Below are 24,548 nucleotides of genomic sequence, written 5' to 3'. Positions count from 1 at the left end.
GGAGCTGGACCTGTTCGCGGCCGCCTTGCGGTCGGTGCTGCGTACCCGCCACGACTCCCCCGGGAGTTATTGCCCGGCGGCACGGCGTGTCGTGGCAATAACTCCATGATCGACGAGGTTGGCGCGCTGCTGGCGGTCGCGCTGCCGGGAACTAGGCTCGCGGCATGACGATCGACAGCGACGGCTTCGCCGCCCCGGCCGCCCTGGTCGAGCACGCCCGCCGGTTCCGGGCCGAGGGCGGCACCCCGGCGGTGCCCCGGGTCGCGGCCACAGTGCTGCTGCTGCGTCCGACCGAGGCCGACTTCGAGGTGTACGTCATCCGTCGGGTCGCCGCCATGACCTTCGGCGGGATGTACGCCTTTCCCGGTGGCGGGGTGGACCGTTCCGACTCGGCGGCACACCTGGACTGGGCGGGCCCGCCACCGACCGAGTGGGCGGGTCGGCTCGGGGTGACGCCGGACGCCGCCCAGGCAGTGGTCTGCGCCGCCGCCCGGGAGGTCTTCGAGGAGGCCGGCGTGCTGCTCGCCGGCCCGGACCCGGCGACAGTGGTGGGCGACGTCAGCGGGGACGACTGGGAGTCGGCCCGGCAGCGGTTGGAGGGGCGTCAGCTGGGCTTCGCCGAGCTGCTGGCCGACCGCCAGCTCACGCTGCGATCGGACCTGCTGCTGCCGTGGAGCCGGTGGATCACCCCGGAGTTCGAGCCGCGCCGCTTCGACACGTACTTCTTCGTGGCCCTGCTGCCGGCGGGGCAGCGGACCCGCGACGTCTCCGGCGAGGCCGACCACACGCTCTGGATCCGCCCGGCTGACGCGTTGGCCCGGGCCCAGGCCGGCGAGTTGACCATGCTGCCGCCGACGCTCGTCACGCTGGCGCAGGTGGCGGCGGCCGGCGACCTGACCGGCGTGGCCCGCGCGGCGGCCGACCGCGACGCCGCCACCCCGATCACCCCACGCCTCGACCTCCCGGCCGACGGCGAACCCCGCTTCGTGCTCGGCTGACCGGAGGTCCGCCGTATCCCCGTGAATACGGCGGACCGGCCGCCCGTCAGTAGTGCCCGACGTACCGGTAGTTGGCGTTGAGGCTGCCAGGGGCGGCGTGCGCCGGTGCCAGTGCGTCGAACGGCGCCACCGTGAGGAAGCGGACGAACTGCTCGTCCGGCTCCGCATTGGGTGCGAAGGTGAGGACGTCGATGTCGCCAGGCGCGACGTCGCGCTCGACCCAGTCCATCAGCGGCTGGAGGAGTTCGGGGATGCCGACCTCCGACGGGTGCGGGCTCGGCTCCGGCCCGAACAGGCAGTGGTAGCCCGCGGGCACCATGTACAGCCGCGTGAACGCCTCGCTGCCGCCGCGCCGCTGCACGGCCGCGTAGTAGTCGACGGTGGTGAACGGAGGGACGGAAGGGTCCGCCCAACCGTGGTAGAGGATCAGCTTGCCGCCCTGTGCGCGGAACTCGGACAGGTCCGCGTCGGTGGCGTTGTAGATGGCGTCGCCCAGCACGTTCAGCCGGTCGAACGTGGCCCGGGTGAACCGCACGTCGGCCAGCTGGAAATCGGTCGGCGGGTTCTGCGGGTACGCGAGGTATCTCAGGTAGTTGAGGGCGATCTTCCCGGCGTTGCCGTCCGACGGGGAGCCGGAGCGCACCACGAACTGGTCGATCCAGCCCAGCTCCGATCCGTACGGCATGCCCCCCTCGTACAGGCCGTTGGGCCCTCGGTAGAACGCCACCACGGCCGCCACCTGGGCCGCCGTGAGGCAGTCCGGCCGGTCGGTGCCACGGGGACAGCGCAGCGACGACGGCTGGAACCCGCACCGCCGCGGATCGTCGATGACCGCGCCGCACTTCTGGACAACCGCCTCGTGCAGCGCGGGAATCTTCTCCGGGCCGAGGACCTGTCGGCCTGACGCGTCCGTGTTCCGCAGGGCCACCCAGGCGTTCAGCAGCGCGAGTGGCGCCAGGTTGTGCACCGGCGCGCCGGCCAGGATGCCGTCGAAGTCGGCCGGAAACCGCTGCGCCAGCATCAACCCCTGCCGCCCGCCGGTAGAGCAGCCGTCGAAGTAGCGGTACGTCGGGCCGTGCCCGTAGTACGCGACCATCACCGCGTCCGCGACCCTCCGCAGCCGGTGCTCGGACAGCAGCCCGAACTCCAGTCGGGCCCGAGGGTCGGCACCCCAGGTCGCCGGCTCGCTGGTCTGCGGGTCGCCGGTGTGCCCGGTGTCGTCGGCGGCCAGCACGAGCCGACCGTCCCGGGCAGCCGCGCACTGGAACCCGAAGAGCGGCAGGGTCAGGTCGGGCACCTCGCCACACAGCCCGCTACAGCCCTGCTGCACGTACTGCCCCGTCCATCCGGAGACGGGGAGTTTGACGGTGAACCGCGTCTGCGGCCGGATCACCCCCTGCACGACGCAGAACTCCTGGCCCTCGTCGTTCGTGGCGCGTTCCGCCGAGGACACCGACACCTGCGGGATGGGCGCCCCGGCCAGCCCCGTGCATCGGTCGGCGGGCGGGTCGGTGGTGATCGCGGGCGTGACAATCAGGGGTACGGCGGTCAGCAGTGCCAGTACTGAACGGATCATGCTCTCCTCCTCTTTGGAGGGAGGTTAGGCAGGCCGGCGGGTCTGCCGGATCGGTCCCGGGACGGGACTCCCGGTCATCCCCGAGGTGGAGCGGTGCCGGGCCGGACCAGGCCGCACTCGTAGGCGAGCACCGCCGCCTGCACCCGGTCGCGCAGGCCGAGCTTGAGCAGGATCGCCGACAGGTGGGTCTTCACGGTGGCCCGGCTGAGGACCAGGCGCTCCGCGATCTCGTCGTTGGAGAGTGCCCGCGCGACAAGCGTGAGCACCTCGATCTCCCGGGCGCTGAGCGCGTCGAGGGCCGGCGGGGGAGTGCCGCCGGGCAGTTCGCTGGCGAACCGGTCGAGCAGCCGCCGGGTGACGGTCGGCGCGAGCAGAGCCTCACCGCGCGCCACCACCCGTACCGCCGTGGCCAGTTCGTCGGGGCGGATGTCCTTGAGCAGGAAGCCGCTGGCACCGGCCCGCAACGCCGCGAACACCGGCTCGTCCAGGTCGAACGTGGTCAGCATGATGATCCTCGCCGCTTGGCCGGAGGTGGCCAGCCGACGGGTCGCCTCGATGCCGTCCAGCCGGGGCATCCGTACGTCCATCAGGATCACGTCCGGTCGCAGGCGTTCCGCGAGCGCGACGGCCTCCAGACCGTCGCCCGCCTCGCCGACCACCTCGAGATCCGCGCGGCTCTCGATGATCATCGCGAAGCCGGCTCGGACGAGGGCCTGGTCGTCGGCGATCAACACCCGGATGGTTGCCGTCATGCCGAGGTGAGCGGCAGGTCCGCCCGTACCCGAAAGCCGCCGCCCGGCACCGGCCCGGCGTCCAGCGTCCCGCCCAGCAGCCGGGCCCGTTCCTGCATCCCCACGATGCCGCGGTGGGCGGAACGGTCGACCCGGCCGACCGGACGGGCCGGCCCGTCGTCGCGGATCTCCAACCGCACCGATCGGGGCGAGCACCGCACCGTCACCCGGGCCAGGGTGGCCTGGCTGTGCCGCAGGGTGTTGGTCAGCGACTCCTGCACGATCCGGTACGACGAGAGGTCCACCGCCGCCGGCAACGTCGACACGGCCGGTTTCCGATCCAGCTCGACGGTCAGCCCGGTGGCCCGCAGCGACGCCGCGAGGGTGTCCAGTTGCGCAAGACCGGGCTGCGGGGTGGCTGAGTCGGGCCCGGTGTCGGCGCTCATCGTCTGCAACAACATCCGCAGTTCGGACAGGGTGGACCGGGCCGCCAAGTCGATCGAGGTGAGCGCCGCGCGGGCCAGGTCGGGCCGGCGGTCGAAGACGTCCTGCGCGGCACCGGCCTGCACCACGATCACCGACACCGTGTGGGCAAGCACGTCGTGCAACTCACGGGCGATCCGTTCGCGCTCCTGGGCGACGATGCGGCGCTCGGAGTCCTGCCGGCGCAGCGCGCGGGTCCGGCCCAGCTCACCGAGGGCCCAGCCGAGCGCCGGACCGGCGATCGCGAGCAGCACGTTGCGCCAGTCGCCATGCGCCAGCTTCCACGGCGTACCGGCCAGCAGCAGGCCGAGCACCCACAGCGACCGCGACGGCGATCGCCTCCGCGCGTACCCGGCCAACACGGCGGCGACCTGACCGAGCCAACCGATGTCCGGACTGAGTGACTCGATGCCGACCCCGGCGAGGACGGCCGCCGCCATCGCGGCCTCCGGGTGGCGACGCAGCACCACGATGGTGCTGGCCTGCACCGCCGCCAGCACGAGGGCGGCGGCGTATCCGATGGGGCGTTGCGGGCCGTTCGGCGTGACCACGATCAGTGTCGCGAGCACGACGAACAGGCCGACGGCGACTCGCAGTTCGGGCCGGCATCCGCGCAGGAGTCTGCCGGGCGTACGCACCCGCTGATCGTAGGCAGCGCACGGGTCTGCGGTCATCGGCCGCGGGAACGACGAAGCGGTCCGTCCGGAGACGGACCGCCCGCGTCGCGGCCGAGACCAGCGGCTCAGCCGAAGCGGCCGGTGATGTAGTCCTCGGTCTTCTTCACGCTCGGGTTGCTGAAGATCTTCTGGGTGTTGTCGTACTCGATCAGCCGGCCCGGGTCGCCGGTCTTCTCGATGGAGAAGAACGCGGTGCGGTCCGACACCCGCGCGGCCTGCTGCATGTTGTGCGTCACGATGATGATCGTGAACTTGTCCTTGAGCTGGAACATCAGGTCCTCGATCGCCAGCGTGGAGATCGGGTCCAGGGCCGAGCACGGCTCGTCCATCAGGACGACCTGCGGCTCGACCGCGATGGTCCGGGCGATGCAGAGCCGCTGCTGCTGACCGCCGGAGAGGCCCGCGCCGGGCTTGCCCAGCCGGTCCTTGACCTCGTCCCACAGGTTCGCCGAGCGCAGCGCCTTCTCGGCCGCCTCCTCCAGGATCGACTTCTTGCGGACGCCGTTGAGCTTCAGGCCCGCCACCACGTTCTCGAAGATGCTCATGGTGGGGAAGGGATTCGGCCGCTGGAAGACCATGCCGATCGTGCGCCGGACCGCTGTGACGTCCACCTCGCGGTGGTAGATGTCCTGGTCGTCGATGGTCAGGCTGCCCTCGACCCGGGCTCCCGGCAGCACCTCGTGCATCCGGTTGATCGACCGCAGGAACGTCGACTTGCCGCAACCGGACGGCCCGATCAGGGCGGTGACGGTCTTCGGCTCGACGGTCAGGTTGATGTTCTCGATCGCCTTGAACCCGCCGTAGTACGCGGTGACGTTCGAGGCGGAGACGCGCTTGGCCATGGTGGTACCTCCGGGGTTCATCGGCTGAGCCTGTTGCGACGGGCCAGCAACTTCGCCGCGATCGTCAGGATGAGCACGAGGGCGACCAGGGTGAGTGCCGCGGTCCACGCGCGGTCCGGTGCGTACTTCGACGCGCTGCCGGCCTGCTGGTAGACGTAGAGCGAGAGGGACGACTGGTTGTTCTCGAACGGGTTGAAGTTGATCGCGGCGCCACCGCCGGCGATCAGCAGCACCGGCGCGGTCTCGCCAGCCGCGCGGGCGATGGCGAGCATGACGCCGGTGACGATGCCCGGCAGTGCGGTGGGCAGCACCACCCGCAGGATGGTCTTCCACTTGGGCACGCCCAGGGCATAGGCGCCCTCGCGCAGCGGTGCCGGGACGAGGCGCAGCATCTCCTCGGTGGAGCGGACGATGGTCGGCAGCATCAGCACCGCGAGGGCCAGCGCGGCGGCGAAGCCGGAGAAGCTTGGTCGGCCGTCGTTGAACCACGGCGAGACGATCAGCACCCAGAACGCCAGCACGAACAGGCCGCTGACGATCGACGGGATGCCGGTCATCACGTCGACGAAGAACCGGATCGCGAAGGCGAACTTGCCCCGGCCGTACTCGACGATGTAGATGGCGCAGAGCAGCCCGAGCGGCACGGTGATCAGGACGGCGATGCCGACCTGCTCCAGGGTGCCGATGATGGCGTGGTAGGCGCCGCCGTTCGGGTCGCGGGCGCCGATGTTGTTCATCGAGGTCAGGAAGAAGTCGGCGTCCAGCCGCTGGACACCCTTGCTGAACAGCGTCCAGACGACCGAGACCAGCGGCACCACGGCCAGCACGAACGCGGAGTGGATCAGCGCGCTCCAGGTGCGGTTGCGGGCCGCTCGTCGCCCCTCGACGGCGTGGGCCGCCGCGAAGAGACCGACCAGGTAGAGCACCGCGCCCAGCACGATGACGAGGACGGGCCCGCCGATGCCCGCGCCGTAGACGATCGCGGCGGCGAGGACCAGCGCGGCCACGGCGATGGCCGGTGCGGCGTACGCGGGCAGCCGCCGGGCCCGCAGCGTGTCCGGCTGCACCGGCTGCCGGGTGCGGTGTGAGGTGATCATGGTGCTCATGCGGCGGACTCCGTGAACTCCCGGCGCCGGTAGATGATCGCCCGCGCGATGATGTTGACGACCAGCGTGATCGCGAACAGCACCAGACCGGACGCGATCAGAGCCCCGCGACCTGTGTCGTTCGCCTCGGCGAAGCGGTTGGCGATGTTGGCGGCGATGGTGTTGCCGCCGGATTCGAGCACGTTGAACGAGATGCTGTAGGTGGCGCCGAGGGTCAGCGCCAGCGCGATGGTCTCGCCGAGCGCCCGACCCAGTCCGAGCATCACCGCGGCGATGATGCCGGGCCGCCCGTACGGCAGGACCGCGGTGCGCAGCATCTCCCAGCGGGTGGCGCCCAGCGCGAGGGCGGCCTCCTCGTTCGCGGTCGGGGTCTGCCGGAACACCTCACGGGTCAGCGAGGTGATGATCGGCAGCACCATGATCGCCAACACCAGGGAGCCGAGCAGGATCGAGTTTCCGTACGGGCCGTCGCCGCCGAAGATCGGAATCCAGCCGAAGTACCTGTTCAGCCAGCCGGAGAGATCGGTGACCGGGCCGATGAGGTAGTCCCGCCCCCAGAGGCCGAACACCACGCTCGGCACGGCGGCCAGCAGGTCGATGAGGAAGCCGAGTGCGTTGCCGAGCCGCCGTGGCGCGTAGTGGGACAGGTAGAGCGCGATGCCCATCGCCACCGGCACCGCCATGAGCAGCGCCAGTGCGGCAGTGAGCACCGTACCGAAGGCGAGCGCGCCGATGCCGAACGTGGGCGGGTTGTCGTTCGGGAACCAGCCCTCGTAGGTCCAGAAGCTGGCGGAGTTGGCCCGCAGCGCCGGAATCGCCTTGGCGATCAGGAAGACCGCGATGGCGACGATGATGACCAGGACCGTCGTGCCGGCGGCCAGGGTGAGGCCGTGGAAGGCCCGCTCGGCGCCGAAAGCGCGGGCCCGGGGCAGCGCGCCACCGCCGCCCAGCCCGGAACCGTCGGGGGAACGGGTGCTGACTGGTGCCTCGGCCACACGCGCCGAGGCACCGGCGGGCCACTCGTGACTCTGGGTCACGCGTGGCCCGCCGGTGCCGGCGTCGGCCGAGCGGTGAGGGGTTTCACCCATCTGCTCGCTCGATTCGGTTGCGGAGGTGGTGGGTTCGGGTCAGGAGAGGTTCTTGACCGCGGTCTCGACCTTGGTGCGGACCGTCTCCGGCAGCGGGGCGTAGCCCAGCTCGGTGAGAGAGGCCTGGCCCTCGGCGCTGGCGGCGTGACCGAGCAGGCCCTTGACCAGCTTCAGCTTGTCGGCCGAGAGGCCCTTGCCGCAGACGATCTCGTACGTCGCCAGGACGATCGGGTACGCCCCGGCCTCCTTGGTGTTGTAGTCGATCGACATCTTGAGGTCGTCGCCCTGGCCCTCGATCTTGGCCCCGGCGATCGTCTTGCCGGCCGACTCGGCGGTCAGCGCGGCGAACTCGCCCGCGCCGTTGCCGACCTTGGCCATCTTCAGGCTGGCGTTCTCGGCGTACGACCACTCGACGTAGCCGATGGTGCCGTCGGTGCCCTTGATCTTGCTGGCAACGCCGTCCGACTTGGCGGCGCCGACGCCACCCGGGGCCTTCCAGGCCTTCGCGTTGCCCAGGGTCCAGTCCGCCTCGGCGGTCTTGGAGAGGAACTTGGTGAAGTTGTCGGTGGTGCCCGACTCGTCCGAGCGGTGCACCGCCTGGATGGCGGTCGACGGCAGCTTGGCGTCCGGGTTGTCGGCCTTGATCGCCGGGTCGTCCCACTTGGTCACCTTGCCGGCGAAGATCTTCGCCAGGGTGGCCGGCTTGACCTGGAGGTTGTCCACGCCGTTGAGGTTGTAGGCGATGGCCACCGGGCCGATCACCATCGGCAGGTTGATCGCGGCGCCACCGGCGCACTTGGCGTCGGCCTTCGGCTGCTCCTCCGGCTTGAGCGCGGAGTCGGAGCCGGCGAAGTCGGCGGTGCCGTTGATGAACGCCGTGATGCCGGCGCCGGAGCCGGAGGGCTCGTAGTTGATCGTGACGCCCTGGCACTTCTGCTGGTACGCCTTGATCCACTCGTCCATGGCGTTCTTCTGTGCCGACGAACCCTGGGCGTTCACCGTGCCGGTGGCGCAGTCGGCCGCGGCGGCCGAGCCCGAAGCGCTGGTGCTGGGCTCGTTGTTGTCCGAGCCGCAAGCACTGAGACCGAGCGTCGCAGTAAGAGCGAGGCAGGCAAGAGTGCCGTACCGCTGGAGCTTCACCTGAGGGGTTTCCCTTCGCGTCTGACTTGGCACCCCGATGCCGGGGCCCGAGGACCGGCACTGACCGGCTGACACGAAAGTTAGAAGTGCCAGGTAGCCGGTTCGCCGGTCGCAAGTGAACGCAGGGTGAACACGTACGGCCGCCCAGATGACCGCTTGCTGAGGGTGAGTTGTCCGTTAAGTGAACCCAGAGGCACCTGTCGGAAGTATGGGTATATTTCCGGTTCAGCGTTATGCCGCCGAAGCCCGGCCGTTACCGCGCGGTGATCGGCCGGGAACGGGTCGACGGTCAGCCCAGGTGATAGTTGATGTGCGCGGACCAGCGGGCGAAGCCCAACCGCTCGTAGAGCGCGACAGCCCCGGCGTTCGACTCGTCCACGTAGAGCATCACCCGGTCCAGGCCCCGCCTGTCCCGCAGGTACGCCAGCCCGGCTGTGGTCAGGGCCCGGCCGAGCCCGCCACCGTGCGCGGTCGGCTCCACGCCCAGCACGTACACCTCGCCGATCCGGGCCGACCCCGGACGCTCGTGCACCTTGGTCCAGTGGAAGCCGAGCAGTCGACCGGTCCCGGTCTCCTCGGCGAGCAGGAAGCCGGCCGGGTCGAACCACGGCTCGGCAAGGCGGACCCGCAGGTCGTCCGAGGTCCACCGCCCCTGCTCGGGGTGCTCGGCGAAGGCGCGTGAGTTGAGGATCAGCCAGGCCGCGTCGTCCACCCCTGGTCGGAACGCACGCAGCACCACCCCGTCGGGCAGGCGCGGCTCGCCCAGCGGGGCGGCCAGCGGCCGGCGCAACTGCCAGAGCACCCGGGCCCGGGTGAACCCGAGGTCGACGCCGAGCGCCGCGGCGGACGGGTGGTCGCCGTGCGCCCAGGCCCGCAGCGGCCCGGTGGCCGAGGCGAGTACGCCCCGGGCCAGCGCGCGACCGGTGCCCCGCCGCCGGTACGCGGGGTGCACCACCAGCTCGACCCCGATCCCGCCGACCGGATCGGTGGTGTCCAGGTGCGCGTACCCGGTGAGGGTGCCGTCGTCGGCGCGGGCGATCAGGTGCAGGGCGGGGGCGTCCGGGTCGCGGAGGCGGAGCAGGACGTGCTCGTCGAGCGGGTCCGCGCCGTCGGTGTCGCCCGCGGAACCGGCGAGGGCCAACACGTCGGCGATCTCCGCCGGTGCCAGTCGGTCGGTCCGGGTCACCTGGTCGCTGGTCGGCTCCGCGCTGCTCATCCCGTCACCGTATCCGCTGCGTCTCGGAACGCCCGGACCGTCGCCGTAAAGCCGCGTCTCACGTCGGGTCGGTGGGCAGTGCCTCCAGCTCGAACCGCGCGGTCAGGTCGGGCAGGATCCGGCGCAGCGCGTCCACCGTGCCCTGTCGGTTCCCACCGGCGTCGTGCAGCAGCACCACCGAGCCCGGTGCGGCCTGGGTCAACACGGTCGCGGTGATCTTGCTGGCGCCGGGGAGTTCCCAATCCGACGGGTCCACCGACCAGTGCAGCGGGGTCATGCCGAGTTGCTGGGCCACCGTCACCACGGGGTACGTCCAGGCGCCGCCCGGCTGGCGGTACCAGACGATCGGCGCGTTCGGCACCGCTGTCCGGATGGCCTCGTTGGTGCGCAGGAGGTCGGAGCGGATGGCGTCGGCCGATCGGGCGCCCAGGCCGACGTCGTGGTGCCACGAGTGGTTGCACAGCGTGTGCCCCTCGGCGACGATCGCCTGGATCAGGTTGGGGTGGTTCTGCGCGTTCTCGCCGACCACGCAGAACGTGGCCCGTACGTCGAACTCGCGCAGCAGGGCGAGGACCTGCGGCGTGTACCGCGGGTCCGGCCCGTCGTCGAAGGTCAGCGCGAGCCGTCGGGAGCCGGTGGTGGCGTGCGCGCCGAACAGGTTGTCGCCGCCGGCGTCCTGCCCCGAACCGTCCTGACCGGTCTCGGCGGGGCCGGAGCTGGCACTCGGGGTGCCGCTCGGCTCGCCGCCGCTGGGCTGGTCGGCGTAGTGCGGCCCGTCGGCGTTCGTCGTGGCCCCTGTGGAATGCCCAGGGACCTGGTCGGGGACGAGGCTGCGGCCCAGCGCGTACGCCGAGCCGAGCAGGGCGGCCACCACCACCGTCACGATCCCCGCCGCCCGCACGGTCGAGGTGCCCCGCGTCACGGCTTCCGCCCGGCTGGCCGGTCAGGCCGGCCCGTCGCCCCCGTGGTCACTGCGCGCACGGTCGCCCCTTTCTCCGACAAACCCGGCAGTCAGAATAGGACTGCCAAGCTGCGCAAAAAGGGCATATGGGAAATTGCCCGGGGCGACTCGCTGATCAGACGGGCAGTGGCGCGTGCTCCGCCTCGGGCAGCGAACGCGACGGCGGGACGACGAACTTGTAGCCGACCTGGCGCACGGTGCCGATCATCGACTCGTACTCCGAGCCGAGCTTGGCGCGCAACCGCCGGACGTGCACGTCCACGGTGCGGGTGCCGCCGAAGTAGTCGTAGCCCCAGACCTCGCGCAGGAGCTGGTCGCGGGTGAACACCCGACCCGGGTGCTGGGCCAGGAACTTCAACAGCTCGAACTCCTTGTAGGTGAGGTCGAGCGGGCGTCCCTTGAGCTTGGCCGCGTACGTGTCCGGGTCGATGGTCAGCTCACCGGCCCGGATCGAGCCGCCCGCGCCGGCTGTCGCGTTGCTCAGCCGGCCCACCGCCAGCCGCAGCCGTGCCTCGACCTCGGCGGGGCCAGCCGAGGCGAGGATGACGTCATCCACGCCCCAGTCGGCGTTCAGTGCGATCAGGCCGGCCTCGGTCACCACCGCGACAAGCGGCACGCCGAGCCCTGTGGCGTGCAGCATTCGGCAGGTCGCGCGGGCCTCGCTCAGCTCCGATCGGGCGTCCACCAGCACCGCGTCCGGGCTGGGGCCCGCGACCAGGGTGCGAACGTCGCGCGGCGCGGTGCGGACCGAGTGCGGCAACAGGTCGAGTGCCGGCAGCACAGCCGACGGCTCACCTGCGCGTGCGGTCACCAACAGCAGGATCTCCACGATCACCTCCGTCCCGGCGGCGCACGGCCGCACGCGACCAGACACACTCACGAGGGAGCGCGCTGAGAAATTGCGTGGTCCCGGCGTCGCTGACGGGCGGGGTAACGGGTTGAGCGTAACCGATCGCCTCGGCCGCGCCGTCAGGCCATTTCCTGTTTGTCTACCTTGCCCCTGATCGTGGCCCAGGTTTTAACGTTGCCGAAACCCGTGACCACCGCGTCGGGCGGTCGGTCTGGCACGATCGGGTCGTGTTTCCCTCCACCTCGCCCGAGGCCGGCCGCGAATCGTGGCCCGCCGGGCCCCACCCGGGTCCGGCCGCCACACCGCCCCGCGGCCACCCGCCCGCGCCGCGCACCGGTCCGGCCACCACCGACGGCGAACGCCGCGAGCGGGGTAAGCCTCGTCGTGCCCGTCGCGCCGGCGAGCCGGCTCGCCGCTCCGAGGACGAGGTCGACGAGCCGGAGGAGGAGGTCGTACCCCCGGTCGACGTGCGCCGCCAGTTGGCGGTGACCATCGCCGGCTTCGCCGCGTTGCTCGGTGTCGGTCTGGTGCTCGGCGCGCAGACGTCGGGTCCCGGTCACCGCCTGCCGTTCGCCTTCATCATCTTCGGCGTCCAGTTGCTGTTCGTGCTCGCCTGGACCATGGCGATGCGACCGCCGGCGCTGCTGGTGGTCGCCGGGATCAGCGCCGCGGTCGCGGCGCTCGTCGACATCGCCGCGGTGCAGACCGACGTCGCCGGCCTGGCCCCGCTTGGCTACCTGGCCGCCGGCGGGTTCCTGGCCGCGGTGCTCGGCCAGTTGGTCCGCCGGGTCGACCGGGTCCGGGTCACCGACTCACTCGGCGCCACGCTGCTCATCGTGGTCGGGGTGGTGGCCTTCGGCACCCTGATCGTGCTCAGTCGGATTCCGGCCGGCACCCAGGCGATCACCGTCTGCCTGTCCGCGAGCGGCGTCGCGCTGACCGTCGCCCGGTTGACCGACGCCGTGCTGCCCTGGCCCCGGCTGGCTCCCCAGGTGCCGCGGGGCGCCGCCGGCGTGGTCGCCGGCGCGATGGTCGGCACGCTCACCAGCGCGCTGCTGGGCGGCTACCTGGTGGCTCCCTTCACGCCGACCCGGGCTGCCGTGATCGGCCTGGTCGCGGCGGTCACCGCCGTCCTCTCCGATCTCGCCGTGGGGTACGCGGAGGCGGGCCGGCTGATGGCCGGCGAGACGCCCACGATGTGGGTGGCTCGGCACATGCAGGGTCCGCTCGGCGGGTTCGCCCTCGCGGCGCCGGCCGCGTACGCGATGTGCATGCTGTTCCTCTGAGGCACGGTTGAGCCCGGAGTCGGTCGGGTACCTATTGGTGCGCCGCGCTGCGGCACCGGCACGGACGACCCGTCACATCTCGGCGGGCGGAGACAGGAGGCGGCGTGGCGCAGGACTATCCGGTGGACGAGGCACGACCCCGACGCCGTGGCCGCAAGCTGCTCATCGGGCTGTTCGTGCTGCTCCTGCTGCTGGCCGGGTTGCTGGTGGTCGCCGACCGGGTGGCGGTCGGGGTCGCCGAGCGGATGATCGGTGACCGCGTCCAGCAGGAGGTAGCCAAGCAGGGCGCGCAGTCCACGAAGCCGGATGTGGAGGTCGCCGGCGTCCCGTTCCTGACCCAGGTGCTCGACGGCCGCTATGAGCGGATCTCGATCAAGCTGCGGGACGTGCAGGCCCCGGTCGAGGGCGACACCGTGCTGTTGCCGGTGCTCAACGTGGACGCTCGCAACGTGCGGGCCTCGCTGGACACTCTGCGCTCCGGCCAGGGGGACGTCGTCGCGGACACCGTCAAGGGCACGGGCACGATCAGCTACGAGAGTCTTGCCGCGCTGCTGAAGCGGCCCGGCCTCACCCTCGGCGAGCAGAACGGCAAGCTCGCCGTCACGGCCCCGGTCGACATCCTCGGTCAGAAGCTCACGGTCAGCGGCACCGCCGACGTCACTGTCGCCGACAACGGCGCGGTCGCCCTGCGTTTCAACGAGTTGGACGCCGCGGGGCTGCCGAACCTGCCGCTGGCGCGGGCTCTCGTGAGCAACTACGCCAAGAGCATCTCCATCGATGTGCCACTGCCCGACCTGCCGTTCCAGCTCGCCGTCCGGGAGGTCAGCCCGCTGCCGGAGGGGTTGGCGGTCACCGCCGACGCGAAGAACGTGCCGATCAATTCGGTCAGCTGAGTCGCGCCCCGGGCCGAGCGCCGGCCCGGGGCGTTCCCGGATGGTGGTCGGCTCAGTGGCAGCATGGTCACCGGCTGGTAGGCTCCCTGCTCATGGGGACCCACCTCACCAAACGGCGCGCGGTCGACCTGTGCCGCGTGGCCACCTGCCTGTGTCGCCCCGTCATCTGACGGCGGGGCTGTCTCCGGCCGCCTCACGGCGGCCACCGGCAAAGGGTTCTCGCACCCTCCGGTAATCCCACCGAACGCCCGGCAGCGGCGCCGTCGCACGAACCCGTGATCCATCCTTCCGCTGGGTCCCGCGCGCGGTGCGACAGTTACACACATCGATCTCGCGCGTTGGCTCACCATCCATCCTCACCAGGGAGTGATTCGATGAGTCGCGACACCGCACTCGTTTCGGCCGAGTGGGCCGAGAAGAACCTCGACGCCCCGGGCGTCGTCTTCGTCGAGGTCGACGAGGACACCTCGGCCTACGACACCGGCCACATCGCCGGCGCCATCAAGATTGACTGGAAGACCGACCTCCAGGACCAGGTCCGCCGCGACTTCGTCAACAAGACCCAGTTCGAGGCGCTGCTCTCCGAGCGGGGCATCAGCAACGACGACACCGTCATCCTCTACGGCGGTAACAACAACTGGTTCGCCGCGTACGCGTACTGGTACTTCAAGCTCTACGGCCACCGCGACGTGAAGCTGCTCGACGGTGGTCGCAAGAAGTGGGAGCTGGATGCCCGCCCGCTGGTCACCGAGACGGCGGCCCGCCCGGCGACGCAGTACGTCGCGCAGGAGCCGGACACCTCCATCCGGGCGTTCCGCGACGAGGTCGTCGACGCGATCGGCACCAAGAACCTGGTCGACGTGCGCAGCCCCGACGAGTTCGCCGGTCGCCTGCTCGCCCCCGCCCACCTGCCCCAGGAGCAGGCGCAGCGGGCCGGCCACATCCCCACCGCGATCAGCGTCCCGTGGTCCAAGGCGGCCAACGAGGACGGCACCTTCCGGTCCGACGACGAGTTGCGCCGGATCTACGGCGACGCGGGCCTCGACGACGGCAAGGAGACCATCGCCTACTGCCGCATCGGTGAGCGCTCCTCGCACACCTGGTTCGTGCTCCAGGAGTTGCTGGGGCACCGCAACGTCAAGAACTACGACGGCTCCTGGACCGAGTACGGCTCGCTCGTCGGCGTGCCGGTCGCGCTCGGCGACGAACCCGGGGAGGCCTGATCATGACTCTGCCCACCGCCGCCGGGTGCGCCGCACCTGACCAGGCCGCGCCGCTGCCCGCCAGCCTGGACCTGGAGAAGGAAACCGTCATCACCGGCATCGTCCGCTCCGCCGAGGACGAGCCGGTGCCGGGCGCGTACGTCCGGCTGCTCGACTCGACCGGCGAGTTCACCGCCGAGGTGGTGACCTCGGCCGCCGGTCAGTTCCGGTTCTTCGCCGCGCCGGGCTCCTGGACGCTGCGCGCACTGTCCCGGCACGGCAACGGCGACACCGCCGTCACCGCCGGTCGGGGCGTCAACGAGGTTGCCGTCACCGTCGCCTGACCCACCGCTCTGATCGACCGGGGCCGGTCACCCACACGGGTGACCGGCCCCGGTCGTCGTTTCCCCTCGGCGTCAGTAGGCGCGCATCCTGCTCTGGTTGTCGGCGGGGGCCGAATCCGGCGTAACCACCAAGCGAGAAGTCGAACCACCGCCTCCGCCGCCGCGGGGGAGGCGTGGCACCATGGCCTGGTGAGCGGTGCTGTTCAGACGGGTTGGGTCTCTTCGGCCGGCCCCGCCGCGCCGGCACCCGCCCGGTCGTGGCGGCGATGGCTGCTGGCCGTGACAGTGGTCTGGGCCGTGCTGTTGGCCCTGCTCACCTGGGTTTCGGTCCGCGAGGATCCGCCGACGGTGCGCGAGCAGCGTTCCCTGGACCAGGCCGGTCCGGTGGTCGACCGGGCGGTCGGCGAGCTTTCCCGGGCGGCCGGTGTGGGTGGGTTGCTAGAGCTGAGCCCGCCGCGGGTCGTGTCGGGCTGCCGGGTCACCCCGTTCGACGACGGGGCGAGGCTGCGACGCGAGGTCGGCGTGCTTGCGCCCGCCGGCAGCGAGCAGGCCGTCCTGACCGGCATCGCCGATCGGCTGCCGGCGAGTTGGCGGGCCGGGGTCGGCCCCGGGCTGGACGGCCCCGAGCTGCACGCCGACGCCGGCGAGTTCGTGGCCGTCGAGGGACGCCCGACCGCGGACGGAAGGGTGCTGTTGCTCGTCGAGACCGGTTGCCGGCCGGTCGGCTCCGGCTACCGGCCGGCCCTGTCGCCCGCTGCCGGCCCGGAAGCCGCAGCCCTGACCGCCGCGCTGACGGCGCTCGGCCGGCCCGGTGACGCCGCGCCGGAGTTGGTCGTCGCGCCCTGCCCGGGCGGTGGGTTGGCCCGCACCGCACGATCGGCGGCCGGTCCCGGTCCGGCCGAGTCGAAGGACGCCCTCGCCCCGCTGGCCGGCAACGCCCCACTGCTGGACCAACCCCCGGTGTACGCGTACCGCGCCGGCCCGGTCACAGTGCTCGCCGACCTCGCGCCGGACGCCCCCCGGCTGGCCGCCACCGTCGGCTGCCCGAGCTGAGCCGAGCAACCCGCCCGGGTCAGCCGCCGCCCGGCTGGTCCTCCGGGTCACGGCTGCGGCCCAACGCGTCCACCATGCCCCACCGGCCGGGGATGTCCAGCAGCTCGACCCGACCCATCCCCGGTGGCACGGCCGGGTCGATGATCAGGTGCTCGCCCTGCGGCTCCAACCCCAACATCACCCGCAGCAGCAGCAGCGGGGTGCCTGTCGACCAGGCCTGTGGGCTGCACGCGGTCGGGTACTCCACCGGGTAGTCGGTGAGGTCCCGGGCGTAGCCGGCGAACGCCTCCGGCAGCCGCCCCTCGAAGTACCGGGACGCGGCAAGCATCGTGTCGCAGAGCTTGCCGGCCTCCTCCCGGAAGCCGTACCGCCACAACCCCCAGGCGATGATCGAGTTGTCGAACGGCCACACGGTGCCCACGTGGTAGCCGATCGGGTTGTACCGCCCCGCGTCCGCGGCGAGTGTCCGCACCCCCCAGCCGGAGAACAGGCGTGGTCCGAGCAGGTGCTCGACCACCTTGCCGGCACGTGACTCGTCCACGATGCCGCTCCACAGCAGGTGCCCGATGTTCGAGGTCAGCGCGTCCACCTGCCGACCGTCGGCGTCCAGCGCGAGCGCGTAGTACTCGCGGTCGGCGATCCAGAAGTCACGATCGAACCGCCGTTTGAGATCGGCGGCCTGCCGCTCCAACTCGTCGGCGTACTCCGGATCGTTCCAGAAGGTCCGGGCCAGGCGGGCGGCCCGGATCTTCGCGTCGTACGCGTACCCCTGCAACTCGCAGGTGGCCCGGGGGAAACCGGGCAGTTGGCCGTCGGCGTACGAGATGGCGTCCCAGGAGTCCTTCCAGCACTGGTTCTGGAGGCCGGTTTCCGGGTTTCGGGTCTGATACCAGAGGTAGCCGGTGCCGAGCAGGTCCCCGTACGTGTCGATCCACTGCAACGCCGCGCGGATGTGCGGCTCCAGCCGGCGCACCAGCGTGGAGTCACCCGTCCAACGCTCGTACTCGTCGACCAGGATGATGAACAGCGGTGTCGAGTCGGCCGACCCGTAGTACGGCGAGTGTGGCTGCTCCTCGAAGCCGGCGGTCTCCCCGTACCGCAGCTCGTGCATGATCTTGCCGGGCTCCTCGTCCCGGAAGTCGTCCACCCGGTGCCCCTGTAGCCCGGCCAGCATCAGGATTGTCGGCGGGACCAGCTCCGGCAGGAACGGCAACACCTGTAGTGAGGTGATGATGCTGTCCCGGCCGAACAGGGTCATGAACCAGGGCAGTCCCGCGGCGATCAGCCGCACGCCCAGGGCGATCGACTCGTAGCGCAGGGCGGCCAGGTCGTTGAGGCTGCGCCGGTACGCCCCGGCCAGCGGCTCACAGTCGCACCCGAGTTTCGGCGCCCGGTCGATCAGCTCCTGCTGCTCGGCCCGGATGGCGTCCGCGTTGCGGCTGCCCCCGTACGGCAGGGTGGCCCGGATGTCCTCGCCACGTGCCCCGTAGACGACGCTTGACACGTGCAGCCGGGTGGTCCACGTGCCGTTGCGGGCGATCCGGACCTGAAAGGTCAGGCCGGTGGCGTCGACCTGCGCGGGCGTACTTGTGGTGACCACCATCTCGCGGTGGAACGCCTCCCGCCGGTACGTCAGCCGCAGCTCGTTCTCGGCGACCGAGACGGTGGTCCGGCCCCGCTTCTGCCGAGAGTTCTTTATCTCGAACAGGTCGGCGAAGTCGGCCCCGACCTCGATGCGGATGGTGCACTCGGACTCCGTGCCGAGGTGGTTCAGCACTGTCAGCTCCTCCTCGAAGCTGCCCACTATCGCCCGGCTGCGGATCACCGACGCCTTCGCGTCCAGATAGTGCGTGGGCTCGCCGGGGGCGAGGAAGAACTTGGTGCGGTACGACTCGGTGTCGTCGACGGAGAGGGCGTGCAGCCGTTCGCCGTCCAGGGTGAGCACCCAGGTGGACAGGAACCGGGTGTCGAAGGAGAACAGCCCGGTGGGGAAGTCGTAGGACGGTTCGATGTCTCCCCGCCGGTCACTGACCAGGAAGGTGTTGCCGTCCAGGATGCTGACGAGTTCCTTCACGCCGGCCGTCCGGCTGCGCGGCGTGCCGTTTCGCGTGGGTCGCGGGTGCCGGGCGGGTTCGGGAAGAATCGCCGGAAGGCGAGGAAGAGCACCACGTTGCCGCTGAACGTGCTCTCGTTGCGTAGCACCGCGGCGACACCCTGGGCCTCACCGGCGATCAGCCGGTCGAAGAGCGCGGCGCTGCTGTACCAGATCGCGTCGGCTGGCCCACGCCCCCGGCTGACCTGCACCGACCCGGGCCGCATCCGGACCAACCAGTGCTCGGTCCGGTGGTCGTCGCCGAGGTCGATCTGCAGGGTCCCGTCGGCCAGGCCGCCCAGGACGTCGGGGGCGCGGGACGGCAGTGCCGCGAAGAACCTCTCCGTCGCCTCGGTCACATCCGAATCGTAGGCAGCCGCCCGAGTTGTCGGGTCGGTATCGGCACTCCGCTCGAATCGACAGACCGTGTCGGCTGGTCAGTAGACGAGTGCCTGCGCGCCGTCGGCCATCGCCTCCTCGACGAAGACCGCGGCGCCCGCGATCCGGACGCCGGGCAGGACGTCGTCCGGGCCGATCTCCCGTCGGGCCGCGCACTGGGTGCAGGCGGTCACCCGGCCGCTGGTCAGGATGACGTGCAACAACTCGGCAAGCGGCGCCGAGTGCGGCAGCTCGAACTGTTGCGCACGACCGGGCAGGGCGAACCAGGTCGACTCACCGGTCAGCCAGAGCGACACGTCCACCCCGGCCGCGACGGCCGTCGCGGCGACAGTGAATGCCTGTGCGCACCGCTCCGGGGCGTCCGCCCCGGCGGTGACCTTGACGACGAGAGTGCGGGCCATGTGGCCCAGCATAGGATGGTCGGGATGGTTACCGAGATCGGGTTTGTCAGCCTGTTGGTCGCTGGCCTGGGCGGGCTCGCCGGTGGCCTGGTCTACCTTGCCGTACGCATTTCGAGAGGACGCTGGTGACGCTGGTGAGCGACGAGAACCCGCTACAGCCGCCGTGGCTGAACGCGCCGCCGGTCGAGGAGTACCCGTTCGAGGAGAGTCACGACCTGCGGGTCGGGCCGAAGCTGCATCCCGCGCTGGACGGCCTGCTGCCCTACGTCGGTCTGTGGCGCGGCCGGGGCAAGGGTGGTTTCCCCACCATCGAGGATTTCGACTACGCGCAGGAGATCCGGATCAGCCATGACGGCCGGCCGTTCCTGCACTACGAGTCCCGTGCCTGGATCCTGGACGAGCAGAGCAGGCCGGTCCGTCCCGCCGGTCGTGAGATCGGCTGGTGGCGACCGGTGCTGGTGGACGGTCGGGCGACCGATGAGCTGGAGGTGCTGCTGACCACGCCGACCGGGGTGATGGAGCTGCACCTGGGCAAGCGCACCGGCACGCAGGTGGAGTTCGCCACCGACGCTGTGGTCCGCACTCCGACCGCCAAGGAGGTCACCGGCGGTAAGCGGCTCTTCGGCATCGTCGAGGGCGCGCTGCTCTACGCCCAGGAGATGGCCGCGGTGGGGCACGGGCTCAGCCCGCACCTCTCCGCCCGGCTCGTCCGGGTCGGCGGCTGACCAGGGTTGGTGTCAAACGCCCTGGGCCCGCCGCGGGCCGGCCAGGGGCTTTGACACAGCGCTAGACGGGGTAACCCAGCAGGGCCTGTAGGGCGGGGGTGCGCGGGCAGCGGTCCCGACGCACCCCGTCCAGCGTGTGGACCTCGACGGCCCCGCGCACGGACGAGGTGAACCACACGCCGTCCGCCGCGTGCAGCTCGGCGGTGGTGACCATCCGCTCGGCGGCGCTCAGGCCCAGCTCGCCGGCGTGGGCGAGCAGCCAGGCGACTGTCGTGCCGGCGAGGATGCCGGTGGTGGCGGCCGGCACCGTGCAGAGCGTGTCGTCGGTGAGCCACACCACGTTGGCCCAGGGGCCCTCCAGGGCGTACCCGTCGGAGGAGACCCACAGCACGTCGTCCACCCCGGCCCGGTTGGCCCAGCGGCGGGCGGCGCTGTTGACCGCGTACGACGTGGATTTGATCCCGGCGGGCAGCCAGCTCAGCCCGTTGCGGGCGTCGGCGGGCACCCCGAGCGGCAGGGTGGCCACCCCGATCCCGTCCCGGCGGGCTGCCCGGGAGGCCGCCGGCACCCCGGCCAGCGTGGCGTAGACCGTCGGCGGTCCGCCGCTCTCCGGGCCTCGCGTGCAGACCAGCCGAAGTGCCCCTTCCACAGCCGCTGGCCAGCCTGCGCGTACCCCGTCGAGCAGGTCGATCAGCGCCGTGGTGGGCGGCACGGCCAGTTCGACGGCGTCGGCCGCCGCGACCAGGCGGGCCAGGTGTTCGTCGCGCAGCCACGGCCGGCCCTGACGCAGGTGCATGGTCTCGAAGAGGCCGTCGCCACGCAGGACGCCGAGATCGTCGCCGCGCAGCACCGGATCGCCGGCCGCCACCGGGCCGCGCCCGAGGACGGCGATCCGCGCGGTCGGCTGGGCTGCGGCCTTGCCGGTGGGCGACGTCACCATGGCTGCCGAGCGTAGCGGCGGTCGATCGCGGTGCGCCGCTCGGCACGGTGACCGAACTATGATCGGACGGTGTCCGAATCCTCCCTCGCGGAAATGCTGCGGGCCCGTGGGCTGCGGCTGACGGCCCAGCGGCAGCTTGTCCTCCAGGCGGTGCTCGACCTGGGCCATGCCACACCGGAGCAGGTGCACACCGCCGTGCGGGAGGTCGCCGCCGGCGTCAACATCACCACCATCTACCGCACGCTGGAGCTGCTGGAACGGCTCGGCCTGGTCATCCACACCCACCTGTCGCACGGCTCACCGACCTATCACGCGGCGGGTGAGCACCAGCACGTCCACCTGGTCTGCCGGGAGTGTGGGGCGATCGACGAGATCGATCCGGTGTTGCTCCGCCCGCTCGCCGACGAGTTGGCCGCGCAGCGCGGGTTCCGGGTGGACATCGGGCACGTGTCACTCTTCGGCGTCTGCGCACGCTGCGAGAACGGGGACAACAAATGATCGACATCGCGGGTGCGGTGGCCGTCGAGAGCATCGACGAGGCCAGCCGCGACCAGCCGGATCCGGCGCACGTCGCGGCCGGGGTGCGGGGGGTGGCCGCGCACTACGGCGATCCGCTGCGCGAGCAGCGCACCCTCGACACCGAGGTCGGCCTCGTCGACAGGTCGCACCGGGGGGTCATCGCGGTGCCCGGGGAGGAACGCGCCGGATGGTTGCACACGATCACCTCGCAGCACCTGACGACGCTGGCCGCCGGTGAGGGCACCGAGCTGCTGGTGCTCTCCCCGCACGGGCACGTCGAGCAGCACGCCCTCGTCGCGGAGGACGGCGAGACCGCCTGGCTGGACACCGAGCCGGGTGCGACCGAGGGCCTGCTGACCTACCTGGAGAAGATGCGGTTCTTCAGCCGGGTCGACCCGCGCGACGCGACAGCCGAACGGGCGTTGCTGTCGCTTGTCGGGCCGGCGGCCACGGAGGCGCTGGCCACGCTCGGCGTGACCGGGCTTGCCGGACCGGACCTGGTCGCGGTGCCCGGTCCGAAGTTCGCCGCCGGCGCCGTCCCAGCACGGGCGAGCGTCCGGTACGACGTCAAACCGCTGCCGATCGGCGGCTGGGCCCGACGGGGCCTGCTCGGGGTGGACCTGCTGGTGCCGCGCCCGGCGATGGACCAGGTGGTGGCCGAGCTGCGTGGCGCGGGCGTGCCGGTCGCGGGCCTGTGGGCGTACGAGGCGATCCGGGTGGCCGCCCGGCAGCCCCGGGTCGGGGTGGACACCGACCACCGGACCATTCCGGCCGAGGTGGATCTGATCGGCCCGGCGGTGCACCTGGACAAGGGTTGTTACCGGGGGCAGGAGACGGTGGCCCGGGTGCACAACATGGGCCGGCCGCCGCGTCGCCTCGTGCTGCTGCACCTGGACGGCGTGACCACCGACCAACCGCCGGTGGCCGGAACCCCGGTGACCCTCGACGGCCGGGCGGTGGGCTTCGTCGGCACCGCCGTGTTGCACCACGAGCTGGGCCAGGTCGCCCTCGCCGTGCTGAAGCGCAACGTCGCGGACGACGCCGCGCTGATGATCGGGGAGACCGCGGCGGCGATCGACCCCTCCTGAACGGGCCGTCTAGGATCGCCGGCATGACGACAGGGACGTTGATCACGGTGGCCCCGACCGGCGCGGAGTCGGCGAAGGCGGAGGTGCCGGCACTGCCGGTGACCCTCGACGAGCTGCTGCTCACCGCCAAGGAGTGCGAGGCGCTCGGCGCCGCCGTGATCCACGTCCACATCCGCGACGACGAGGCCCGACCGTCGCTGGACCCGGTGCGTCTGGCCGACACGGTGGCGGCGCTGCGGGACAGCACCGACCTGATCGTGCAGCTGTCCTCCGGCGGTGCGGTGACCGACCCGGAGGCCGCCCGGCTGGCCGTGCTCGACGCCCGGCCGGACATGGCCTCCTGCACCATGGGCACCGTCAACTTCGGCGACGACGTCTTCCTCAACCGCTGGGAGTTCATCGTCGACCTGCACACCCGGATGCAGGAGCGCGGGATCGTTCCGGAGTACGAGATCTTCGACCTCGGCCACCTGTCCGCGTTGCAGCGCCTGCTCGGCAAGTACGGGCTGCCGGCCGGCGGGCACGTGCACGTCGACTTCGTGATGGGCGTGCCGGGCGGCATGCCGGGCACCACCGAGACGCTCGTCGCCGCCCATCGGATGCTGCGTGACCTGCCCGAGGGCACCACCTTCTCGGCCACCGGCATCGGCCGCAGCACCCTGCCGGTGCTGCTGGCCGCGCTGTCGACGGGCGGGCACCTGCGCGTCGGCATGGAGGACACTGTGACGTACGCGAAGGGCCGCCCGGTGGAGTCCAACATGCAGTTGGTCGCCCGCGCCGTGGGTTTCGCCCAGCTGGCCCAGCGTCCGCCGTTGACCACCACCGAGGCCCGCGAGCTGCTCGGCCTGTAAGGACGGGCGCGTCCCACACCCCTGTCACCCGGGCGATGGACGACCTGGTCACCCCGCCGACGGGCACCCCGGGACCGTCGGTACCGTCCAGCGCGTGACGAAGACGTACGAGGGCGGCGCGCCGCTCGCCGAGGTGGTCCGGTCCGGGTTCGTGGAGGGCGCGCACCGCGGCTCGGTGGTGGTGCTGGACGCCGCCGGTGTGCCGGTGGCGACCGCCGGGGACGTGCACTCGCCGGTCTTTCCCCGGTCGGCCAGCAAGCCGATGCAGGCGATCGGGATGCTTCGGGCCGGTCTGACGTTCACCGACCCGGCCGACCTGGCCCTGGTGTCGGCGAGCCACGCGGGTGAGGACTTCCACCTGGCCCGGGTCGCTGCGCTGCTGGAGCGCGCCGGGCTGGACGCGGAAGCGTTGCACTGTCCGCCCGACCTGCCGGCGGGCACTGCCGCCCGGGAGGCGGTGCTGCGCGCCGGTGGCGGCCCGAGCCGGGTGCAGATGAACTGCTCCGGCAAGCACAGCGGGATGCTGCTGACCTGCGCGGCCGCCGGTTGGCCGCAGGAGGGCTACTGGCGGCCGGAGCACCCGTTGCAGCAGCGGTTGCGGGCGGCCATCGAGGAGTTCACCGGCGAGCAGGCAGCGGCGGTGGGCGTGGACGGTTGCGGCGCCCCGGTGCTCGCCGTGTCGCTGACCGGCCTCGCCGGGGCGTACCTCCGGCTTGTCGGCGCCGAGCCCGGCTCGGCGCCGCGCGCGGTGGCCGACGCCATGCGCGCGTACCCGGAGATCGTCGGTGGCACCCAGGCCGACGACACCCGGCTCATGCGTGGCGTCCCGGGCCTGCTGGCCAAGGTCGGCGCCGAGGGCGTGTTCGCGGTGGCGCTACCGGGCGTCGGCGCCGTCGCACTGAAGATCGACGACGGCGCCGACCGCGCCCGGATGCCGGTGTTGGTCTCCGCGCTGCGCCGGCTCGGCGTGGACGCGCCGGTGCTGACCGAGTACGCCCAGGTGCCGCTCTTTGGTGGCGGGGTCCCGGTCGGCGCGGTCCGCCCGCTCTGGTGACACCACCGGTCGGGGCCGCCTTTCGCGGCGCGT

At 71.7% G+C, this 24,548-nt stretch carries 27 protein-coding genes; 13 read left to right on the top strand and 14 right to left on the bottom strand.

Annotation, left to right across the window (positions count from 1 at the left end; genetic code table 11):
• Positions 1 to 164: 164 nt before the first annotated feature.
• Positions 165 to 998 carry an NUDIX hydrolase gene (locus tag AB0A95_RS27855; protein WP_357558693.1) on the top strand — a complete coding sequence of 278 codons (834 nt, stop codon included), beginning with the start codon at positions 165 to 167 and terminating at the stop codon, positions 996 to 998.
• Positions 999 to 1,044: 46 nt separating this feature from the next.
• On the opposite strand, the gene AB0A95_RS27850 is transcribed toward AB0A95_RS27855, so the two are convergent.
• The 10 genes from AB0A95_RS27850 to AB0A95_RS27805 form a co-directional block, all read right to left on the bottom strand.
• Entirely contained in the window at positions 1,045 to 2,574 is a 1,530-nt protein-coding gene (locus tag AB0A95_RS27850; protein ID WP_357558692.1) for a tannase/feruloyl esterase family alpha/beta hydrolase, read from the bottom strand.
• Positions 2,575 to 2,648: 74 nt separating this feature from the next.
• Complete coding sequence (locus tag AB0A95_RS27845) at positions 2,649 to 3,326, bottom strand: response regulator transcription factor (RefSeq protein WP_357558691.1); 678 nt, start codon at positions 3,324 to 3,326, stop codon at positions 2,649 to 2,651.
• A complete protein-coding gene (locus AB0A95_RS27840; protein WP_357558689.1) occupies positions 3,323 to 4,426 on the bottom strand; it encodes a sensor histidine kinase in 1,104 nt (367 codons plus the stop codon). The genes AB0A95_RS27845 and AB0A95_RS27840 overlap by 4 nt, the downstream gene beginning before the upstream one ends.
• Before the next feature lie 104 nt (positions 4,427 to 4,530).
• The gene (pstB, locus tag AB0A95_RS27835) at positions 4,531 to 5,307 is read right to left on the bottom strand and encodes a phosphate ABC transporter ATP-binding protein PstB (RefSeq protein WP_357558698.1); all 777 of its coding nucleotides are present in this window, start codon (positions 5,305 to 5,307) and stop codon (positions 4,531 to 4,533) included.
• Between the two features lie 17 nt (positions 5,308 to 5,324).
• Positions 5,325 to 6,413 (bottom strand): phosphate ABC transporter permease PstA, encoded by a 1,089-nt coding sequence (pstA, locus tag AB0A95_RS27830; protein ID WP_357558687.1) that lies wholly within the window; start codon positions 6,411 to 6,413, stop codon positions 5,325 to 5,327.
• Positions 6,410 to 7,501, bottom strand: coding sequence for a phosphate ABC transporter permease subunit PstC (pstC, locus tag AB0A95_RS27825; RefSeq protein WP_357558685.1), 1,092 nt, complete (start codon positions 7,499 to 7,501; stop codon positions 6,410 to 6,412). Before pstC ends, pstA begins: the two co-directional genes overlap by 4 nt.
• Positions 7,502 to 7,540: 39 nt before the next feature.
• Positions 7,541 to 8,641, bottom strand: a complete 1,101-nt coding sequence (gene pstS, locus AB0A95_RS27820; protein ID WP_357558684.1) for a phosphate ABC transporter substrate-binding protein PstS — start codon at positions 8,639 to 8,641, stop codon at positions 7,541 to 7,543.
• Positions 8,642 to 8,930: 289 nt separating this feature from the next.
• Complete coding sequence (gene mshD, locus AB0A95_RS27815; protein WP_357558683.1) at positions 8,931 to 9,857, bottom strand: mycothiol synthase; 927 nt, start codon at positions 9,855 to 9,857, stop codon at positions 8,931 to 8,933.
• 58 nt (positions 9,858 to 9,915) lie between these two features.
• On the bottom strand, positions 9,916 to 10,779 hold the full coding sequence (locus AB0A95_RS27810; RefSeq protein WP_357558682.1) for a polysaccharide deacetylase family protein: 864 nt from the start codon (positions 10,777 to 10,779) through the stop codon (positions 9,916 to 9,918).
• A 154-nt stretch (positions 10,780 to 10,933) separates the two neighbouring features.
• Entirely contained in the window at positions 10,934 to 11,653 is a 720-nt protein-coding gene (locus AB0A95_RS27805) for a response regulator transcription factor (RefSeq protein ID WP_179781168.1), read from the bottom strand.
• Positions 11,654 to 11,895: 242 nt separating this feature from the next.
• Here AB0A95_RS27805 and AB0A95_RS27800 point away from each other — a divergent pair, with 242 nt between their 5' ends.
• From AB0A95_RS27800 to AB0A95_RS27775, 6 genes are all read left to right on the top strand, one after another.
• Entirely contained in the window at positions 11,896 to 12,954 is a 1,059-nt protein-coding gene (locus AB0A95_RS27800; protein WP_357558681.1) for a hypothetical protein, read from the top strand.
• A 104-nt stretch (positions 12,955 to 13,058) separates the two neighbouring features.
• Positions 13,059 to 13,847: a DUF2993 domain-containing protein gene (locus AB0A95_RS27795; RefSeq protein ID WP_357558680.1), complete on the top strand. Its 789-nt coding sequence runs from the start codon at positions 13,059 to 13,061 to the stop codon at positions 13,845 to 13,847.
• A 92-nt stretch (positions 13,848 to 13,939) separates the two neighbouring features.
• Positions 13,940 to 14,017: an Ms5788A family Cys-rich leader peptide gene (locus AB0A95_RS27790; protein WP_310503780.1), complete on the top strand. Its 78-nt coding sequence runs from the start codon at positions 13,940 to 13,942 to the stop codon at positions 14,015 to 14,017.
• Between the two features lie 204 nt (positions 14,018 to 14,221).
• Positions 14,222 to 15,070, top strand: a complete 849-nt coding sequence (locus tag AB0A95_RS27785; RefSeq protein WP_357558679.1) for a sulfurtransferase — start codon at positions 14,222 to 14,224, stop codon at positions 15,068 to 15,070.
• A 2-nt stretch (positions 15,071 to 15,072) separates the two neighbouring features.
• Entirely contained in the window at positions 15,073 to 15,393 is a 321-nt protein-coding gene (locus AB0A95_RS27780) for a DUF1416 domain-containing protein (protein WP_355027592.1), read from the top strand.
• Between the two features lie 189 nt (positions 15,394 to 15,582).
• Positions 15,583 to 16,446: a hypothetical protein gene (locus tag AB0A95_RS27775; protein ID WP_357558678.1), complete on the top strand. Its 864-nt coding sequence runs from the start codon at positions 15,583 to 15,585 to the stop codon at positions 16,444 to 16,446.
• 19 nt (positions 16,447 to 16,465) lie between these two features.
• Here AB0A95_RS27775 and AB0A95_RS27770 read toward each other — a convergent pair whose 3' ends face one another.
• The 3 genes from AB0A95_RS27770 to AB0A95_RS27760 form a co-directional block, all read right to left on the bottom strand.
• Complete coding sequence (locus tag AB0A95_RS27770; RefSeq protein ID WP_357558677.1) at positions 16,466 to 18,520, bottom strand: glycogen debranching N-terminal domain-containing protein; 2,055 nt, start codon at positions 18,518 to 18,520, stop codon at positions 16,466 to 16,468.
• Complete coding sequence (locus AB0A95_RS27765) at positions 18,517 to 18,897, bottom strand: SCP2 sterol-binding domain-containing protein (RefSeq protein WP_357558676.1); 381 nt, start codon at positions 18,895 to 18,897, stop codon at positions 18,517 to 18,519. The genes AB0A95_RS27770 and AB0A95_RS27765 overlap by 4 nt, the downstream gene beginning before the upstream one ends.
• Before the next feature lie 78 nt (positions 18,898 to 18,975).
• A complete protein-coding gene (locus AB0A95_RS27760) occupies positions 18,976 to 19,350 on the bottom strand; it encodes a DsrE family protein (RefSeq protein ID WP_357558675.1) in 375 nt (124 codons plus the stop codon).
• A 12-nt stretch (positions 19,351 to 19,362) separates the two neighbouring features.
• On the opposite strand from AB0A95_RS27760, the gene mtfM reads away from it, so the two are divergent.
• Together mtfM and AB0A95_RS27750 are read left to right on the top strand one after the other, a co-directional pair.
• Entirely contained in the window at positions 19,363 to 19,467 is a 105-nt protein-coding gene (mtfM, locus tag AB0A95_RS27755) for a small membrane protein MtfM (RefSeq protein WP_030327764.1), read from the top strand.
• A gap of 5 nt (positions 19,468 to 19,472) precedes the next feature.
• Positions 19,473 to 20,063 carry an FABP family protein gene (locus AB0A95_RS27750; protein WP_357558697.1) on the top strand — a complete coding sequence of 197 codons (591 nt, stop codon included), beginning with the start codon at positions 19,473 to 19,475 and terminating at the stop codon, positions 20,061 to 20,063.
• Positions 20,064 to 20,124: 61 nt separating this feature from the next.
• On the opposite strand, the gene AB0A95_RS27745 is transcribed toward AB0A95_RS27750, so the two are convergent.
• Positions 20,125 to 21,003: an aminotransferase class IV gene (locus tag AB0A95_RS27745; protein WP_357558674.1), complete on the bottom strand. Its 879-nt coding sequence runs from the start codon at positions 21,001 to 21,003 to the stop codon at positions 20,125 to 20,127.
• A gap of 69 nt (positions 21,004 to 21,072) precedes the next feature.
• Here AB0A95_RS27745 and AB0A95_RS27740 point away from each other — a divergent pair, with 69 nt between their 5' ends.
• The 4 genes from AB0A95_RS27740 to AB0A95_RS27725 all read left to right on the top strand — a co-directional run bounded on the left by AB0A95_RS27740 (position 21,073) and on the right by AB0A95_RS27725 (position 24,515).
• Entirely contained in the window at positions 21,073 to 21,501 is a 429-nt protein-coding gene (locus AB0A95_RS27740) for a Fur family transcriptional regulator (protein WP_357558673.1), read from the top strand.
• Complete coding sequence (locus tag AB0A95_RS27735) at positions 21,498 to 22,610, top strand: folate-binding protein (protein WP_357558672.1); 1,113 nt, start codon at positions 21,498 to 21,500, stop codon at positions 22,608 to 22,610. The genes AB0A95_RS27740 and AB0A95_RS27735 overlap by 4 nt, the downstream gene beginning before the upstream one ends.
• A 23-nt stretch (positions 22,611 to 22,633) precedes the next feature.
• Positions 22,634 to 23,461 (top strand): 3-keto-5-aminohexanoate cleavage protein, encoded by an 828-nt coding sequence (locus tag AB0A95_RS27730; RefSeq protein ID WP_357558671.1) that lies wholly within the window; start codon positions 22,634 to 22,636, stop codon positions 23,459 to 23,461.
• Between the two features lie 94 nt (positions 23,462 to 23,555).
• A complete protein-coding gene (locus tag AB0A95_RS27725; RefSeq protein WP_357558670.1) occupies positions 23,556 to 24,515 on the top strand; it encodes an asparaginase in 960 nt (319 codons plus the stop codon).
• Positions 24,516 to 24,548: the final 33 nt, after the last annotated feature.

The organism is Micromonospora sp. NPDC049230 (genome assembly GCF_040647875.1).
Taxonomy (GTDB): domain Bacteria; phylum Actinomycetota; class Actinomycetes; order Mycobacteriales; family Micromonosporaceae; genus Micromonospora.
This window is presented reverse-complemented; position numbering and strand designations above follow the sequence as displayed.